We start from the raw sequence: 17,010 nt of genomic DNA on the forward strand, positions 1-17,010 counted from the left end.
GCAATCTAAGAGGATCGACTATGGACGGTCTCATTCTTGCTGCGGGTTTTGGGAGCAGGTTACGTAGCCTCTTCCCTTCTAAGCCTCTTGCACTCATCAGGGGTGTACCGCTCTTGGAAATAGCGGTGCGCCAGCTCGTCAGTGGAGGTGTCGCCCGCGTGGTCGTGGTCACTGGCTATAACGCTGAGGTCATTGAAGAAGCCGCCGCAAATATTGCCGCCCGTGTACCGTGTGAGATCGTGACGACGAGGGTTCAGGATTGGGAAAAGCCCAATGGCTATTCGGTCATGGCAGGGGCTCGTTTGATTGAGGGCAATTACCTTTTAGTGATGTGCGACCACCTCCTTTCTACCCCCATCATTAAAGGGTTGGCCGGGGTGCACGCCAAGGATCGCGGCGTCACGCTTGCCATCGATAGGGGGACGAGCAGTTCTCTGATCGACCTGGATGATGCGACATGGGTTGAGACGTACGATAACGGGTTCATTGCGCGCATTGGTAAGGGCCTTGCGAAATATGATGCGGTGGATTGCGGGGCCTTTCTTGCAACGCCCGCGCTCGCGCAGGCCATCGAAGAGATGATAGATCAGGGTAAACCAGGCTCTTTGTCGGATGGCATGCAATTGCTTGCGGACCGCGGGCAGGCGGCGACATTGGATGTGAGCGGCGCGTGGTGGATGGATGTGGACGATCCAAAAGCGCACGGCCAAGCTGAGCAGCTGCTGGATGAGGGCTTCTCGCTCCTCTCAAGCGCGATCCCGCAGGCCGCTCAGCCCGTTTTAGAGGATGCGCTTGCATGACGGGCGCGCAGACACTTCTTGATGTTACACGCCTCGTCTCGCGCAGCTGGACCAAGCGGCGTTCTACCGGCATTGACCGTGTGTGTGAGGCCTATGCGCGCCATTTCCGCGAGCGGGCGCAGGCGGTGGTTCAGCACCGGGGTATCGTTAAAGTGCTCTCACGCCGCGATTCAGATGCATTGTTCGACCTTGTACTTCAGCCCGGTGAGGGTTTTCGAAGAAAACTCATTCGCTTTGCGCCGCTTGCGCTTGCCCGTTCGCCTTCGCGTATAGAGGGCGAGGGGCGGATTTACCTCAATCCCAGCCACACGGACTTTGATCTACCCACCCATCACGAGTGGACTGAGAAAAGTGATTTGCGCGGTGTCTATTTTTTGCATGATCTAATCCCGCTTACTCACCCGCGTTTGACGGGTGCCCATGCGGTGAAACGGCATCTTGGCAGGGTGCGCGGACTGTTGAGCCATGGGTTTGGCGCGATTGTGAACACGCGCGCTACACAAAACGAGCTCTCCGTCTTCGCAGGTAAGCGCGGACTTGGCCTTCCCCCTGTTGCGGTTGCCCCACTCGCAGGTGCGGATTTGTCGGCCTGCTGTGATGGCCACGCAGATCTCGCGCTCGAAAAGGGTGTGCAAGAGCCATATTTCCTTTGTATCGGCACAATTGAGCGGCGCAAGAACTACACCATGCTGCTGAACGTGTGGGACGTACTTGCAAAGGAATACGGCGCATCCTGCCCGAAACTTGTGATCGTTGGTCAGGAGGGGCCGCAAAGTGCCCCTATATTCGAGGCTTTGCGCGCGCGGCCTGACCTTGCTAAGCTTGTCCGGTTTGAAACATCGGCCAAGGATGAAGAAGTGGGCCGCCTGCTCGCGGGCGCGCGCGCGTTGCTTATGCCCACCCATGCCGAAGGATACGGCTTACCGGTGGTCGAAGCCTTGCAAATCGGCACGCCGGTGATCGCCAATGACATCCCAAGTTTCCGAGAAATTGGGCAGGGCATTCCGATGTTGTTAGACGTCGAAGATGAAATAGCGTGGAAGCGGGTTATTGGCCGTTTTGCGTTCAGTGATCACGACCGTGATCGACAACTTAACATGATGGGGCGGTTTGCCCCTCCCACCTGGCAAAATCACTTTGCGATCATTGATCCATGGCTGGAAAGCCTGTCTGATCTCAAGCAGGTGTCAACTGAGAGAATACAAGTCGAGTGTTAGATCGTCTGAAGTTCATCAACCCGTTGTTTATTCTAACGGTTATTGCTCCAACGCTTGTCGCCATTGTCTACTTTGGTTTGTTGGCGAATGACGTCTACATCTCGGAGAGCCGCTTTGTCGTGCGTTCCCCGTCTGGGGGAGGTGCGTCGCCGTTGACGGCTGTGTTAGGGCAAGCGGGTTTTGGTGGGGGCGGCGGCGGTTCAGCGGGCGCTGAAGGTAATGGCACGATCTCCGAATACATTATGTCCAGGCGCGCCCTCGAAGATGCGGATGAAGGGGGCTTTGTGCGCAAAGCTTACACCGATTCCAATATCTTCTTTGTTGATCGCTTCGGCACCTTTCTTGGGGAAAGCAAGGAACAGCTTTACCAATATTTCCTCGGCAAGGTGGTGGTCAACGAAAGCACGAGCGGTCAAGTTATGACGTTGAGTGTGAGCGCATACGATCCGGCGCAAGCGCAAGAGATAAACTTGCGCCTTCTCATCCAGTCCGAGACTCTCGTAAACAGCTTGTCAGAGCGCTCGCGTGATGACACGCTTTCTTTGGCGCAGGCGCAAGTCGATGAAGCAACCGATAAAGCGCGCCGTGCCAGGCTTGAGCTGGCGCAATATCGCGGAGCTGAGCGCATCGTTGATCCGGAGCAAGAGGCGTTGGTTGGCTTGCAAATGGTGGGCAAGCTTCAGGATCAATTGATCGCAGCAAAAACCCAACTTCGCCAATTGCAGACTTACACGCCTCAAGCGTCGCAGATCCCATTCTTGAAAACGGAAATCCGCCAAATTGAGGAAGAGATTGAGCAGACCCGTACGTCCCTTACGGGTGGCCGCGGCTCGCTTTCCTCTGCGATGGCAAGGTATCAAGAGCTTCGCGTCAATTCAGAGTTCGCAGAACAACAACTCGCAATCGCGCTTGCATCGCTACAAGACGCGCAGGCCGAGGCAAGGCGCAAGCTCACCTATGTTGAGCGGATTTCTGACCCCAGCCTGCCTGACTTTGCGCAAGAGCCCAGGCGCATCCGGAGTATCGTTGCAACACTTATCCTAGGGCTCTTGACCTGGGGGATATTATCGATGCTGATGATTGGCGTGCGGGAGCACCGTGATTGATGTCGTCTGGCGCGGTCAGAAAAGTTCCTTTGAGGGAGAGCCTTGCTGTGCAGGGCCGCGTGCTCGGCGCGCTTTTGATCCGTGAAGTGATCACGCGGTATGGCCGGCATAACATTGGATTCCTTTGGCTTTTTGTGGAGCCGATGATCTTCACATTGGGCATTACTGCCCTTTGGTCAGCGACAAAGAGCGTTCACGGAAGCGACCTCCCCATCGCGGCCTTCGCGCTGACCGGCTATTCCAGCGTTCTTATGTGGCGCAACATGCCGGGGAGAACGATTGGCGCGATTAAAGGTAATTCCGCGCTCCTCTATCACCGCAATATTAAGCCACTGGATATTTATCTGGCGCGTGTTTTACTTGAGGCGGGAGGGGCTTCGATCTCCTTTATGGCGCTTAGCATTTTGTTCATTGCAACCGAACTTATCGAACCACCTGAAGACATCTTAAGTGTGGCGGCGGGTTGGCTGTTGCTTGCGTGGTTTGGCGCCGCTCTTGCGATCGCACTTGGGACTTTGTCTTACCTAAGCGAGCTCGTAGACAAATTTTGGCATCCATTTTCCTATCTCCTCTTTCCGCTCTCAGGTGCCGCGTTTCTGGTGTCGGCTTTGCCTCCGCGTTTTCAAGAGATCGTCCTCTATCTTCCCATGGTGCATGGTGTTGAATTTGTGCGAGAGGGGTATTTTGGGTCGAAGACCGTCGCGATCTATGACCTTTCTTATTTGATTGTCTTTAACCTCGTGCTCTCGGTCGTGGCGCTGATGTTCCTCCGCTATATCTCGCGCAGGGTGGTGCCGGGATGATTAGAGCAGAGAACATCTACAAGAAATACCCCACACGCTTTGGGGAAAAGTTGGTGCTGGAAAACGTTAATTTCGAGCTCCAGAAAGGGGAAAAGCTCGGTATCCTTGGACGCAATGGCGCGGGCAAATCCACTCTGATCCGGCTTATCAGCGGCGCTGAGGCCCCAACATCGGGGCGCATCTACACCGATATGAGCGTGTCATGGCCGCTTGCATTCTCTGGCGCGTTTCAAGAGAATCTGACCGGCATCGACAATGTTCGGTTTATCAGCAGGATCTACAATCAGGATTTTGAGAAGAACCTGGCTTTTGTGGAGGATTTCTCCGAGCTGGGCGATTATTTGCGCGAAGAGGTGCGCACCTACTCATCGGGTATGCGCGCAAGGCTTGCCTTTGCCATTTCGATGATCACTGAGTTTGATTGCTTTTTGATCGATGAGGTGAGCGCGGTTGGCGATGCACGTTTTCATGCCCGCTGCAACTATGAGCTGTTTGAGCGGCGAGCCGACCGGGCGATGATCATCGTTTCGCACAACGTCGGTTATATCAGCAACAACTGCAATAAGTTTGCACTGCTGCATGACGCGCAGCTTAAAATGTATGACGATTTTGAAGAGGCATACAGCGTATTCAGGGCGAAGATCGGGATCGCTGATAAACAAATCATTTCGGCTACAAAACCCGAAATGGCGGCCACCTCGCGCAAACAGATTATCGAGGTCTCCAACTCAACCGCGCTGCATGATGAGAAGTTTCTCAACCTCGTGCTTGAGGCTGATATCGGGATGCAGGCGAAAAAGTGGGATGATGGCAGGCAGGTGTTTGAGAAGGCTTTTGAGCTTTATCCGTACAACGGTGTCTATTGGAACCAATGGGCCCATGCGGTTAAGGAGATGGAGCAGTATGACCTTGCCGAAATAGGCTATCGCACGGCTTGCGCGCTGGGCCAATCGGTCGGTGAGACGGAAGAATTTATGACTTTCGTCCTCAAGAAGCTCGGTACATTTCCAGGAGAAAGACCGCTCAAGGGTCCAGATAAGGGGCCGGCGCATTTTCAACCTCTCGCCATACCCGATGTGCAATTGTTCGTACGCTGTGCTTGGGGGCTCAAAGAGGTGGGCAACGGTGACCTTGTCCACTTGATGCGCGGGTGCAATGACCTTGATCATTGCCTTGCCACAATGATTGCAGATGATCGCTTTGCTCGAATGCACAAAGACTGGTTGGCGTCAGGCGCGGGCCTTAAAGGCTTTGGCAAACGACCTGCGGCGATTGGCGGGGCTAAGAAGAAAACGCCTGAGCTTTGGGCAAGCAATTTGACCACAATTGCTGAAGTTGAAGGTTCCGAGAAGGGTATCCGAAGGGTCGCACGCACGATTGAGACGATGGCAGATGCCTTGCCTGTTCTTGTGGCTTTGGATGGTTTTGCGAACTGGCCGCAGACACAGGCCGTTTTGCAATCGCGGTTCGCATAGGACGCGCTTTATTTGGCCATAGCGGCATTATTTGAAGGTTGTTGGCTTCACCACGATGATTGTTGATCGATTATACAATTTGTTTGAGACTATTGGGGACTTGGTCGGAAGCGCGTGCAACCCTGCAGGCCTTGGCTTTACGAAAGGCGCCCCTTCGCTTGATACACCGGTGTCTCAGGCGTGTACGCAGGCCCAGATGGAGTCTGAAATTTACGCCGATTGGTGCGCGCATTTTAATGAGAAGCCCTGGCTCCACCGCAAGCAATGGGAGTTTGTCTACATCCTCCAAAGCTTGCATTTGGGCGGCATGATGGAGCCAGGTAAACGCGGCCTTGGCTTTGGCGTAGGTGGTGAACCCTTGCCAGCCTTGTTTGCAGAAAAAGGAATGAGCATTCTTGGCACCGACCTTGATCCTGAACATGCCCAAGGGCTTGGCTGGATCGAAACCGATCAACACGCAGCCAGTAAGAATGCTATGAACAATCGCGGCATCTGTTCGCCTGAGAAGTTTGAGCGGCTTGTCGACTTTCGCTCGATGGACATGAACGCGCTCGATCCTGAGATTTCTGGTCAGTTCGATTTTTGCTGGTCAGCCTGCGCGCTTGAACATTTGGGGTCTATTGAAAAGGGCCTCAAATTTATCGAAAACTCGATAGATACTTTGCGGCCTGGCGGGCTTGCCGTGCACACCACGGAGTTCAATTGCTCCTCCAACGCGTCAACGCTAGACAACACCTCGACTGTGCTGTTCCGCCGTCGGGATTTTGAAAGATTGGGTAGGCGTTTGGCGCGTCAAGGCCATACGCTCACCTTCAATTTCGACACCGGCGATCAGCCGGCGGATCAACATATTGACGTGCCGCCCTATACGCAAAACCCCCATCTCAAATTGCAAATCGCCGAGTGGGTTACCACAAGTTATGGCATAACAGTTCGCAAGGCAGGTTGATTATGGGCCGCGTCCTCATCGATGGCTACAACCTCGCCATGGCCAAAGGTACAGGCATTGCGACCTATGCCCGAAACCTATGCGAAGAGGTGTCAGGTCTTGGCCATGACGTCAGCGTCCTTTATGGACAGCGCATTGCCGAGGATGATGATCCGCTCCTTCGCGAGATTGCGTTTTTTGATCCGGTCGAACCGCCAAAGGACAGGTTTCGCAAAGTCATGCGGGCCATCCGGTCGGGTGCACGCAGCCCCTTTGATCTGACCCCTCGCGAGCTTGATCTGTCTGGCAAAGTGGTGCCGCGTGCTTTCGCAGGACGGCTTCCCCGAGCAAAGCGTCTTTTTAATGGAGAAGACCTGTTCCACCGCGCCAATGCAGGGTTCGCCATTGGGCGCGGGTTTTCGCAGGTGCATATGCCGAGCGATGTGGATCTGGCGCATTGGACCTATCCGCTCCCCATAGAGGTGAAAGGCGCGGTCAATATCTATACCATGCATGACCTCGTCCCCTTGCGTCTGCCGTACACGACGCTCGATAATAAACGCGCTTACCTCAAACTGGTGAAGCAAATCACTGATCGCGCCGACCATATCGTCACGGTGTCCGAATGCTCCAAGCGCGACATTATCGATCTACTTGGCGTGCCCGAAGACAGGATCACCAACACTTATCAATCGGTTGCGCTTCCTGATGACGTTCTGAAATTCAGCGATGAAGAGGTCGCGCGCATTGTCGAAGGTGGCTTTGGTGTAGGTTACCGCGATTATTACCTGTTCTGGGGTTCGATTGAGCCTAAGAAAAACATCCACCGCATGATCGAAGGCTATCTTGGAAGCGGGGTTGAGGCGCCTTTAGTTATTGTGGGGGCGCAGGCTTGGAAATCGGAAGAAGAGCTCAGGCTTGTTCCTGACAACACCGCGCAAGGTAAGCAGCGCATCATTCAGCTATCGTATTGCCCGCAAGGCACGCTCCTCAATCTCATCAGAGGTGCAAAGGCAGCGCTGTTTCCCTCGCTTTATGAAGGGTTTGGTTTGCCAGCTTTAGAGGCGATGACACTAGGCACCCCGGTGATTGGATCGAACACGGGCTCTTTGCCCGAAGTCATCGGAGAAGCGGGGCTTCAGGTGGATCCTTACAATTCTAAGGACATCGCCAACGCCTTTGCACAAATGGACAGCGATGATGCTTTGCGCGGCGAGTTGACAAAAAAAGGACGCGTGCAAGCTGAGCTGTTCTGTCCTTCGGCCTACCGCAAGCGTCTTGATGCGCTTTATGGCAAGCTGTTGTAGAGCTCACTTGACGAATTTGGACCAAATCAATGAATGGCAGACGCACCATGGGTAACGACACTTCCGCAAGCGCGATTGCAGCCAAGGCTGTCTTCGCTGGGTTCCTCGCGCTTACCGTGGCGGGATGCTCTACGCTGGGCGCCGCTGGCCCCACCGGGGGGGCGATCCGCGATGCCGATAGCGAAGAAAACTACGTCGGGCAGGGGATCGAGATTGTTGAGCTTGATGGCTCTGCATTAAGCCGCCTTGAGCAATATGCGCGCGCGTCCGAGTTCGCCGAGGTTTTTACGCAGACCCCTCCATCGGTCGAGGACATTGGCTACGGCGATGTGCTGGATATCGCGATTTGGGAAGCGCCGCCTGCGGTGCTTTTCGGGGCAACGGCGGTCAATTCAGGGATCGGTGCCGCGCCTGAAGTGGCTGCCTTTTCCGGCATTCCGCAACAGGTCGTGGGCGAAGAGGGGACGGTGAATGTCCCGTTTGTTGGACCTGTGAAAGTCCTGGGCCGCAAGGTCAGTGATGTGGAACGGTCGATCGTGCGCAGCCTTCGGGGCCGGGCACACGACCCGCAGGCGATTGTTCGCCTGGTGCGGAATGAGACCACGGTTACTGTGTTGGGTGAGGTCGCGCAAAGCCGCCGTATGCCGCTAAGCGCGCGCGGCGAAAGAGTGCTCGACGCAGTGGCCAGCGCAGGCGGCACGCGTAATCCGGTTGATCGTTCAATCGTTCAGATAACGCGTGGACGCGAGGTGGTGGCTATGCCGCTTCAGCGCGTGGTCAGTGACCCTATGCAAAATGTGCAGCTTTTCCCGAACGATATTGTCACTGTGCTCCATCAACCCTTCAGCTTCGTCGCTTTGGGTGCGGTCCGCCAAAGCGCGGAAGTGCCATTTGATGGTTCAGGGCTGACATTGGCGGAGGCGCTTGGCCGGGTAGGCGGGCTCAATGATGCGCGTGCCAATGTAAAGGGTGTGTTCGTCTTTCGTTTGGAAGACCGCGATGCCTTGGGCGCAGGCGTTGATGCCAGCGTTCGGAAAACGGCCGATGGCCGTGTGCCGGTCATTTACCGCTTGGATTTGTCGGACCCTGCAAGCCTTTTTGCGATGCAGGATTTTGCCATTCAAGACGACGATGTGCTCTATGTCTCGACCGCGCCTGGTGCCGATTTGCAGCGCTTTGTTTCGACAATTTCGAGCGCAGCATTCTCTGTTATCGGTATCACCAACGCGCTGTCTTCCGGCGACAATTAGCCCCGGTTTGAAAGGTTAGAAACGGGAAGCTCGTTCGGAGCCAGAACGGTCACCTTTCGCGGTTCCAATTGTCCTGTTCTCGGGGTTGGCTGCAGCATGAATGGCGCTGACTTGAAACCTTGCTCACCGAAGCACTTGTGCCAAGAATGAGTCGATGGCCCGAGTTTGTTGAGAGCCTTCCTCTGTTCCGATCTCACTGTTGAGGCGACCATGGTTGGTGTTACTTATCGCTAGAACTTCAACGGATTTCCCTCCGCGTTCCAGAGCATTGCCGAGCTCTTTGGAGCGATCACCGGAGGGCGCGCGATCTGCATCAAACAGTATCAGCCAATTGGGCGCATCCCCGCCGCCGACGTGAGTGATCGGGGATAAGGCCCGTTGGCGCGAGACATCATCGCCAAAGGTGCGTTTGAAAAGGCGTGGTAACAACGCGTCTTCGCTGCGCAGCTGTGCTGGAATATTGTACGCTGCGCCGTCCAACAAGATCACACCTTCGATTGCGTCAAATGCAGTTCCGGCATATTTCGGATCAGTCCCAATCAATGCAGCAAGATGGGCGCCCGCGCTGTGCCCCATGATGACAATGCGATCAGAATTGATCCCGAGTTCGCTCGCCTGTTCACGAAGCAGGCGTAAGGATCTGCCAATATCTGCGGCTTGTTGCTCAACCTGAGCATCAGGCAAAAGCCGATAGCCGGTAGAGGCGAAGGCATAGCCAGATCCGGTAAAATGGAGTGGTTTTTCATCCACCGCCTTGCGTGAGCCAATGCTCCAACCGCCGCCATGAATATGCATGATCAAGAAGCTCTCATCACCGTTGTTCTGCGGAGCGAAGAAGTCGACCTTTTGCCTCTCATCACTGCCATAAGCCAAGGATGAGCTTGGCTGCATTGTAGCCAAGCGATCAAATGTTCGCCCGTTACGTGCACGGTTTTGTCGCAGCCGCTGTTCCAAGCGATCCCAAACTTCATCCTGACAGGTTGGCTTCAGCTCTGGAAATTGGGATTGGAGGCATTCTAAGACTTTTGATCGGTCCCGGCCACAAACTTTTACCACATCTCTGCGACATTCACGGGAAAGACGCTCGCGATCTTGCGCAAGAAGCGGTGTCGCAATGACGCAAAGCGAGAGGGCGGTTAAGATGATAGCACGCAGGGTCGTCATCTTGGTGGCCTCCATTCCAAAATCACGGTTTGATGATGCTCCATCCGCGAGATGAATGACAAGTCGCAGATTGTCGCTGCTTGTAACTCAGCTCCTCAGCAATGCAGGTGATCTTGGGCGGCCTGACCGGGCTTTGCAACTGCAGGCACACGAAGTGCGGCGATCTTATCGCCATCGAACTCGCATTCGCTCTAGGCTAACTGCCCGACTCTGCGTAAGTGATAGGCATGGTCGCCAAGGCTGGCATCAAAGGCAAGGATACGCTTGTGAAAGTGGCTGACGCTCAGTTCATCGGTCATGCCCACTCCGCCGTGTGTTTGGATGGCCGCCTCGCCAATTTCACGGCCAAGCTTACCCATCTGGCCTTTGAGCACCGCAATGTCGCGCGCGGTTTCTGAGCCGGAGTTGGCAAGGGCGGTGGTGTAGGTCAGGGTCGAAAGCGCTTTAGTGTAGGCGATCTTCATATCCGCCAGACGGTGCGCGACGACTTGGAACATGCCGATGGGTTGGCCGAACTGCTTGCGCGTCATGGCATATTCGCCGGTGATGGTAAGCAATGCCTTCATCGCGCCAAGGCATTCCGCAGACTGCACGATGATCGCTTTGGCAAGCATGGCTTCCAACGCGTCATCTGCATCTTCGAGCAGAACTGCGGTTGCCGATACCTGGTTGAACACTACGGTCGCTGCAGCCCGTCCATCGATGGTTTTATAGGGCCGAGTAGTGATCCCATTCGTCCCTGCTTCAACCAGATAAAAACCCAGCTTGCCGGTGTCTGACCGGCGCGCGACAACCACCATTGCGTCTGCCGCGTCACCTGCGATCACCAAGCGTTTTTCGCCGTTAAGAGTCACGCCGTCGCCAACAGACTCCGCCGTCATTGTAGTTTGTTCAGGCGTGGCGGTGCCACTTCCTTCTTCATAGGCAAAGGCGAGGGTGGCCTCGCCGCTAGCGAGCTTTTCAATCCATTCGAGCGCCACGGACGTACCGCTGGCGGCTAACGCACCGCCGGCAAGCAGGGTGGATGCTGCATAGGGTTCCACCACCAAGTGTTCACCAAAGAGCGGAGCAAAGGCGACGCAGTCCGCGATCGAGCCGCCTAGCCCGCCTTGTTCCTCGCCAAAGGGCAGCATGGTGAGACCAAGTTCTGCAAACTGTGTCCACACTTCGGAAGACCACGGAGCATCGGAGGCGACCAAGGCTTGGCGCGTGTCGAAATCGTAACTGCGCTCAAGGAGCTTTGCGACGCTTGTCCGAAGCATGTCTTGTTCTTGGCTGTAAGAGAAATCCATATGCCTATGCTCCTGCCGCAAGGCTGCGAGAGATAAGGTCGCGTTGGACCTCGTTTGAGCCTGCGTAAATCGAGGCCGCGCGGCTGTTCAAATAGAGAGGCATGGAAATGAGATCGAACTCTGATCCCTGCGGTTCAACGTTTGAGCCCACCCGCAAAGCCTCCAATTGCCGCGCAAGACCGCCGACGCCGGAAATCTTGCTCATGAGCGTAGAGGCCCGCTGGAGGAGCTCAGAATTGATTGTTTTGTTTAGCGAGGGGAAGGCCGGATCATTGGCAATCTCGTGCCCGCTAATTGCAAGCTTCTCCATATGACCAAGGCTGGCGACATCGGCATGAAGCTCGCCAAATTTGCTTTGGAATACGGGGTCATCGGAGAGCGTTCCGCCAAATGGCGAAGGGGTTTTGGACGCCGCTTCTTTTGCACGATCAAGATAGTGCACCAGTGTGGGTGAAGCCGCAGCGCCGCCGCGTTCGTGTTTCAGGAGGTGCTTGGCAACGCTCCATCCGTCATTCTCTTCGCCCACACGCCCGGATTGGGGAACGCGGCAGTTGTCGAAGAACACTTCGCATTGTTCTGGCACCCCATCGAGGCCAACAATGGGCCGAATTTCCATGCCTGGATAATCCACACGGTCGAGCAGGAGGAAAGTGATCCCCTGTTGTTTCTTGCCGGAATTATCCGTGCGCACCAGCATGAACATGCGGTTCGCGTGATGGGCATAAGTGGTCCAGATTTTTGAGCCGTTGATGATGTAGTCATCGCCGTCAGGTTCAGCCCGGCATTGCAATGAGGCAAGGTCGGACCCAGAACCGGGCTCCGAATACCCCTGCGCCCAGAAGTCGAGACCTTCGAGGATAGGCGGCAAATATTTCGCTTTTTGCTCCTCAGTTCCAATGTCGATCAAAAGCGGGCCCACCATGCCAAGGCTCTGCGGGAGAAGTGGGGGCAGATCGGCCTTGCGATATTCCTCTGCAAAGATGAAACGCTGCTCCACACTCCACCCCGTGCCGCCATATTCGACCGGCCAATGCGGGGCGGACCACCCCTTTTGTGCCAGTATCTGGTGCCATTCCATGCACTGATCGAAGGGCGCAAAGACCGATGTGGTCTTGCGCCCTGCCTCGCGGATGGCCGGGGTTGGGGCGTTGGCGAAGAATTCTGCGACTTCGGCGCGGAAGGCTTCGAGTTCGGGAGAAAACTCAACGTTCATTGACGGCACTCTCTGTTACTTTGGTGGCATTCGGATTGCGCCGTCGAGGCGGAACTGGTGACCGTTGATATAGGAATTGCCTGCAATTTCGCAGATAAGCGAGGCAAATTCCTCAGGCTCTCCCAAACGTTTGGGGAAGGGGACGCTGGCGTTCAATTGGTCCCACATTTGCGGACTGCGGTCCTTCATGCCTAGCATAAGCGGTGTCGCAAAAATTCCCGGCATGACGCTGTTCACTCTGATGCCGAGGTCCATCAAATCGCGCGCCATGGGAAGGACAAGCCCGTTCACGCCCGACTTGCACGAGCCGTAGATAACTTGACCGATTTGTCCGTCTTGAGCGGCAACACTGGCCGTCAGGGTTATCGAACCGCGTTCTCCGTCGTCATTGACTGGATCGCTATTCGCCATGCCAAGTGCTGAGATGCTGGCGATGCGGTAGCTGGCCACGAGCACGCCCTCTGCGCCAAAGGCATAATCTTCAGTGGAGAGCCGTTTGTATCCGCCTGTGGCCTTGTCAAAGCCGACTGTCTTGCCCCGTTTGCTTACCATCGCGCAATGAACCGCAACGCGTTCCTGGCCATTGGCCGCGCGAGCGGCGGCAAAACCTGCCTCTACGCTTTCTTCCGACATGATATCAACATGATGAAAGGTACCGCCAATCGCAGCGGCGTGCTCTTCGCCCGCCTCATCATTGATGTCGAAAATTGCGACTCTTAGGCCCTTTTCCGCCAGCGCAGCAGCGCTTGCACGGCCCAATCCCGACGCGCCGCCGGTCACAACGGCAGCCATTCCCTCAGTGAGTTTCATTGCCTCTCCTATTCTCTCAATGGACAGGCGTAACCCGGATTTTGCCCTCACGCTAGGTTTCAAATTGCTATTGTTTGGGTTCGAGCCTCTGGCCAGCGGCTCGACGCATGCTAAAGAGCACAAATGGACGTTTTTTTGCTTGCATTGATCCTCACGTTCTTGATTGCGCTTGGTGGGCGTGAGCAGTTGATTATCGCACAGTTTTCCACCGCCACGGGTCGCAATGTGCCCTTGCTCATCATCGGCATTGCCTGCGCTGCCGTGACCGCGGCGGTAATGGCCTATGCAGGCGCAAGCCTTGCGGGAATTCTGCCTCGGCGCGCAGCCGAAATGCTCGTGGCTTTCGCTCTGATTGCTGCCGCCGTGGAGCTTGCATGGCCGGTCAAGATCAAACCAATGCAAGAGCCGACGCGATCCTATGTCGCGATCGGCGCCGTTGTGGTCTTTCGGCAAATGCAGGACGCTGCGCGCTTTGCCATCTTTGCTTTGGGCGCATGGGCGGTGTTTCCGACCACGGCACTTTTAGGAGGTGCAATTGCAGGTGTCGCAGCGGTGATTTTGGGATGGTCGCTCGGCCTAGATGCGTTGAAGAAAATGCCCTTGAGAACTATCCGTTTGGTGTTTGCGTTGTGCGTGGGAATTTCAGGCATTGTGATCGGATTAAACGCTCGTTTCCAGTTTCTTTGATCGACCTCAGCGATCACAGCCAGAGGGTTTAATCGCGAGACTTTGATGCGGCCAATGCCTATCACTAACTCATAATTCAGGCGACCAAGCAAATGGACATGGCGCTTTCAGGAGTGAGAGAAGGAGGACGATCATGGTTGATCCAAAAGACAACGCGAAGGCCGAAATGGTGGCCGAATTGAACCAACTTTTGGCAGATCACTTTGCTCTATTTGTGAAGACGAAGAATTTTCACTGGCACGTCAAGGGCCCGCGTTTCCGCGACCTTCACCTGCTATTCGATGAACAGGCGACCGCGATCCATACTCAGATCGATGTGATTGCAGAGCGTGCCCGCAAGCTGCGTGGTGATACCATTACTTCAATTGGAATGATTGCTGAAAGAACGCGCATCACTGACCAGCCCAAGGCCAATTTGAGTGCAGAAGAAATGGTGAGAGAACTCGCCAATGATAACCAACGCCTCGTTTTGAGCCTTAAGGCAATGAAGGAAGTAGCTGAGGCCGCGGGCGATAACGCGACAGATGGATTGATTGATGATTGGACCGATGAGGCCGAAGGCCGTGTCTGGTTCTTGAACGCTCAGTTAGGTTAAGCGCGACCTTCACGAAAACCTATTCATCTCCATCGAGGGCTGTTTTCGTTTGGCGGGGACAGCCCTTTTGTTATGTGTCGGGTCATGGACAACGTGATTTTGATGGATGGGCAAAGCGTGGGCGATATTGCGCGGTGGATCGCGGATCGGCTGCACAGTGCTTTGACCGGCTCAACCGGAGATATCGCGATTAGCGTGCCGGGTGGTTCGACTCCATTTCCAATCTTTGATGAATTAGTCAAAGCTGATCTCGATTGGTCGCGCGTCTCCGTTTGGCCGGGTGATGACCGTATCGTGCCAGAGGATCACGACGCGTCTAACACTGGCAAAATCCGCGCTATCTTTGAACCCGTGGGTGCACAGGTCGTGGCGCTTAACGAGGAAGCTACGCCGCCCCATTTCGCCCTATGCTGGCTGGGTATGGGAGACGATGGCCATATCGCCTCGCTCTTCCCCAACACAGATCCGCAGGTTGACGATCCTCAAGTGATGCGCCGGCTTACGCCCGACCCGCTGCCGGCCCACGCGCCATTTGACCGCATCACCATGACGATCCCGGCATTGCTGAGGAGCGATGCATTGATGTTCGTCATCAGGGGGAATGACAAATTTAGAGTGTTCGATGAAGCGATTAAGGGTGAGCATGACTTGCCCATTGCAAGGGTTCTGGGTGCGGCGCACCAGAAAGTCACATGCTTCACCTGATCGAAAAGACGGCGAAAGCGGTGCTGCCTGCATCGCTTCACCGTAGGCTGTTGCAGGTCGCGCACCGTGTTCGGCACCGCTGGCGCAAATGGCGTAAAAGTCCCATCTCCGGGATCAGCGTGATCCTTACCAATGAAGCGGGCGAAGTGATGCTTTTGAAGCATTCCTACGGGCCCAAAGCATGGGGACTTCCCGGTGGCGGCAAGTCAGCAGGAGAAGACCCGCAAGATTGTGCGCGGCGCGAGCTTTATGAGGAAATCGGGCTTAAGGTGGACGCGTTGCAGCCGCTTGGAGTTCTGGAAGAAACGCTTTCAGGTTCCCCGCATCGTTCGCACCTTTTCACCGCAGTTGTGACGGACAAGCCAAAACCCGATGGCCGAGAAATCTTGGAGGCCCGCTTCTTTGCCGCAGATGCGCTTCCCGAATTGCTTATCCGCAATGTGCCCAAGCGAATGGCTATCTGGCAGGCTTACAAAAGCGACAATTGAGCGCTATCCTCCTTAGGGCTGTCATCCTCGCCGTGATCGAGGTTGGATAGCGTCAATCCCATCAAACGGATTGACATGGGGAGGGGGAGCGCTTCTTCCAAAAGCTCGCGGGCGAGCCCGGCCCATTCCTCCTTGGTTTCGATCCAGTGTGTGACTGATTTCGACCGGGTCATGTTTTTGAAGTCGTTGAACTTCACCTTCAGGGTGACCGTGCGTCCGCGTGCTTTCGTGCGCTCAATGCTGTCCCACACATAACCGATCGTATTTTCCAGCGTTTCGCGAAGCACGCTGCCGCTGGAGATGTCTTCGCTAAAGGTGCGCTCCCCGCCAACCGATTTCCTAACCCGGTGCGCGCGCACTGGGCGAAGGTCGATGCCACGCGCAGCGCGGTAGAGGTAATCGGCAAAGCTGCCAAAATTGGCGCGCAGGAAAGCGATATCCTTAGTCGCCAAGTCACCGCCTGTTTCAATGCCGAGCCGCTTCATCTTCTCCTCGGCCTTGGGACCGACCCCGTGAAACCTGCGGATGGGAAGTCCCGCCACAAAATCTGCGCCTTCGCCGGGGCGCACGACAAACATGCCGTTTGGCTTGTTCTGATCGCTCGCGATTTTGGCGAGGAACTTGTTGTAAGAGATGCCAGCGCTTGCCGTTAGCTGCGTCTTGGCGCGGATTTCTTGCCGGATCAGCTCTGCGATGCGGGTGGCTGAACCGATGCCAAGGCGGTCCTCGGTCACATCCAAATAGGCCTCATCCAAGCTCAGCGGTTCGACATGGGGCGTGTGATGTTCGAATATTGCGCGGATTTGGCGGCTGGCCTCCTTATACGCGTCAAAGCGGTGTTTTACGAAAATGAGGTCCGGGCAAAGCCGTTTCGCAGTCACCGATGGCATAGCGCTCTTCACACCAAACTTGCGCGCCTCATAACTCGCCGCTGCCACCACTCCGCGTCCGCCTGAACCGCCAACGGCCACAGGTTTGCCGCGAAGGTCGGGATCGTCGCGTTGTTCTACGCTCGCAAAGAAGGCGTCCATATCGACATGGATAATCTTGCGCAGTCCGACCGCCTCATCGGGCAATTCGTCATCTCTGCGCGCATCATCAACCATCGCCGCCTAAACTAGAGTGTTTCCCCTCGTGAAGAAAGTATGAGAGTTTGATCTACGAGAGCTA

The 17,010-nt window shown here is 55.5% G+C and carries 17 protein-coding genes; 12 read left to right on the top strand and 5 right to left on the bottom strand.

Going from position 1 to position 17,010, the window contains the following annotated elements; translation table 11 throughout:
• The first annotated feature begins 20 nt into the window (after positions 1-20).
• Genes ABJ205_RS10870 through ABJ205_RS10905 form a run of 8 tightly spaced genes read left to right on the top strand, consistent with a single transcriptional unit; the run spans position 21 to position 8,886 of the window.
• The gene (locus ABJ205_RS10870; RefSeq protein WP_348158035.1) at positions 21-800 is read left to right on the top strand and encodes an NTP transferase domain-containing protein; all 780 of its coding nucleotides are present in this window, start codon (positions 21-23) and stop codon (positions 798-800) included.
• Positions 797-2,017: a glycosyltransferase family 1 protein gene (locus ABJ205_RS10875; RefSeq protein WP_348158038.1), complete on the top strand. Its 1,221-nt coding sequence runs from the start codon at positions 797-799 to the stop codon at positions 2,015-2,017. Before ABJ205_RS10870 ends, ABJ205_RS10875 begins: the two co-directional genes overlap by 4 nt.
• Entirely contained in the window at positions 2,011-3,123 is a 1,113-nt protein-coding gene (locus ABJ205_RS10880; protein WP_348158041.1) for a hypothetical protein, read from the top strand. Before ABJ205_RS10875 ends, ABJ205_RS10880 begins: the two co-directional genes overlap by 7 nt.
• Positions 3,123-3,926 carry an ABC transporter permease gene (locus tag ABJ205_RS10885; protein WP_348158043.1) on the top strand — a complete coding sequence of 268 codons (804 nt, stop codon included), beginning with the start codon at positions 3,123-3,125 and terminating at the stop codon, positions 3,924-3,926. The genes ABJ205_RS10880 and ABJ205_RS10885 overlap by 1 nt, the downstream gene beginning before the upstream one ends.
• Complete coding sequence (locus ABJ205_RS10890) at positions 3,923-5,401, top strand: ABC transporter ATP-binding protein (protein ID WP_348158045.1); 1,479 nt, start codon at positions 3,923-3,925, stop codon at positions 5,399-5,401. Before ABJ205_RS10885 ends, ABJ205_RS10890 begins: the two co-directional genes overlap by 4 nt.
• Positions 5,402-5,432: 31 nt before the next feature.
• Positions 5,433-6,350, top strand: a complete 918-nt coding sequence (locus tag ABJ205_RS10895; protein WP_348158048.1) for a class I SAM-dependent methyltransferase — start codon at positions 5,433-5,435, stop codon at positions 6,348-6,350.
• A 2-nt stretch (positions 6,351-6,352) separates the two neighbouring features.
• The gene (locus ABJ205_RS10900; RefSeq protein ID WP_348158051.1) at positions 6,353-7,636 is read left to right on the top strand and encodes a glycosyltransferase family 1 protein; all 1,284 of its coding nucleotides are present in this window, start codon (positions 6,353-6,355) and stop codon (positions 7,634-7,636) included.
• A 29-nt stretch (positions 7,637-7,665) separates the two neighbouring features.
• Positions 7,666-8,886 carry a polysaccharide biosynthesis/export family protein gene (locus ABJ205_RS10905; protein ID WP_348510054.1) on the top strand — a complete coding sequence of 407 codons (1,221 nt, stop codon included), beginning with the start codon at positions 7,666-7,668 and terminating at the stop codon, positions 8,884-8,886.
• 123 nt (positions 8,887-9,009) lie between these two features.
• Here the strand turns inward: ABJ205_RS10905 and ABJ205_RS10910 are convergent, their stop codons facing one another.
• The 4 genes from ABJ205_RS10910 to ABJ205_RS10925 form a co-directional block, all read right to left on the bottom strand.
• Positions 9,010-10,050 (bottom strand): alpha/beta hydrolase, encoded by a 1,041-nt coding sequence (locus ABJ205_RS10910; RefSeq protein WP_348160189.1) that lies wholly within the window; start codon positions 10,048-10,050, stop codon positions 9,010-9,012.
• 191 nt (positions 10,051-10,241) lie between these two features.
• Positions 10,242-11,342 carry an acyl-CoA dehydrogenase family protein gene (locus ABJ205_RS10915; RefSeq protein ID WP_348160191.1) on the bottom strand — a complete coding sequence of 367 codons (1,101 nt, stop codon included), beginning with the start codon at positions 11,340-11,342 and terminating at the stop codon, positions 10,242-10,244.
• 4 nt (positions 11,343-11,346) lie between these two features.
• Positions 11,347-12,555, bottom strand: a complete 1,209-nt coding sequence (locus tag ABJ205_RS10920) for an acyl-CoA dehydrogenase family protein (RefSeq protein WP_348160193.1) — start codon at positions 12,553-12,555, stop codon at positions 11,347-11,349.
• 15 nt (positions 12,556-12,570) lie between these two features.
• The gene (locus tag ABJ205_RS10925) at positions 12,571-13,365 is read right to left on the bottom strand and encodes an SDR family oxidoreductase (RefSeq protein ID WP_348160195.1); all 795 of its coding nucleotides are present in this window, start codon (positions 13,363-13,365) and stop codon (positions 12,571-12,573) included.
• A 123-nt stretch (positions 13,366-13,488) separates the two neighbouring features.
• Between ABJ205_RS10925 and ABJ205_RS10930 the strand changes: the two genes are divergently transcribed.
• The 4 genes from ABJ205_RS10930 to ABJ205_RS10945 all read left to right on the top strand — a co-directional run bounded on the left by ABJ205_RS10930 (position 13,489) and on the right by ABJ205_RS10945 (position 15,840).
• Entirely contained in the window at positions 13,489-14,052 is a 564-nt protein-coding gene (locus tag ABJ205_RS10930; RefSeq protein ID WP_348160197.1) for a hypothetical protein, read from the top strand.
• 133 nt (positions 14,053-14,185) lie between these two features.
• Complete coding sequence (locus tag ABJ205_RS10935; protein WP_348160198.1) at positions 14,186-14,647, top strand: DNA starvation/stationary phase protection protein; 462 nt, start codon at positions 14,186-14,188, stop codon at positions 14,645-14,647.
• A gap of 84 nt (positions 14,648-14,731) precedes the next feature.
• Positions 14,732-15,352: a 6-phosphogluconolactonase gene (locus tag ABJ205_RS10940; RefSeq protein ID WP_348160200.1), complete on the top strand. Its 621-nt coding sequence runs from the start codon at positions 14,732-14,734 to the stop codon at positions 15,350-15,352.
• Positions 15,340-15,840, top strand: a complete 501-nt coding sequence (locus tag ABJ205_RS10945; protein ID WP_348160202.1) for an NUDIX domain-containing protein — start codon at positions 15,340-15,342, stop codon at positions 15,838-15,840. The genes ABJ205_RS10940 and ABJ205_RS10945 overlap by 13 nt, the downstream gene beginning before the upstream one ends.
• On the opposite strand, the gene dinB is transcribed toward ABJ205_RS10945, so the two are convergent.
• Positions 15,822-16,946 (bottom strand): DNA polymerase IV, encoded by a 1,125-nt coding sequence (dinB, locus tag ABJ205_RS10950; RefSeq protein WP_348160204.1) that lies wholly within the window; start codon positions 16,944-16,946, stop codon positions 15,822-15,824. The two genes, ABJ205_RS10945 and dinB, sit on opposite strands and share 19 nt — an antisense overlap.
• Between the last annotated feature and the right edge of the window lie 64 nt (positions 16,947-17,010).

The sequence above is a fragment of the Erythrobacter sp. genome (genome assembly GCF_039988855.1).
Taxonomy (GTDB): Bacteria; Pseudomonadota; Alphaproteobacteria; order Sphingomonadales; family Sphingomonadaceae; genus Erythrobacter.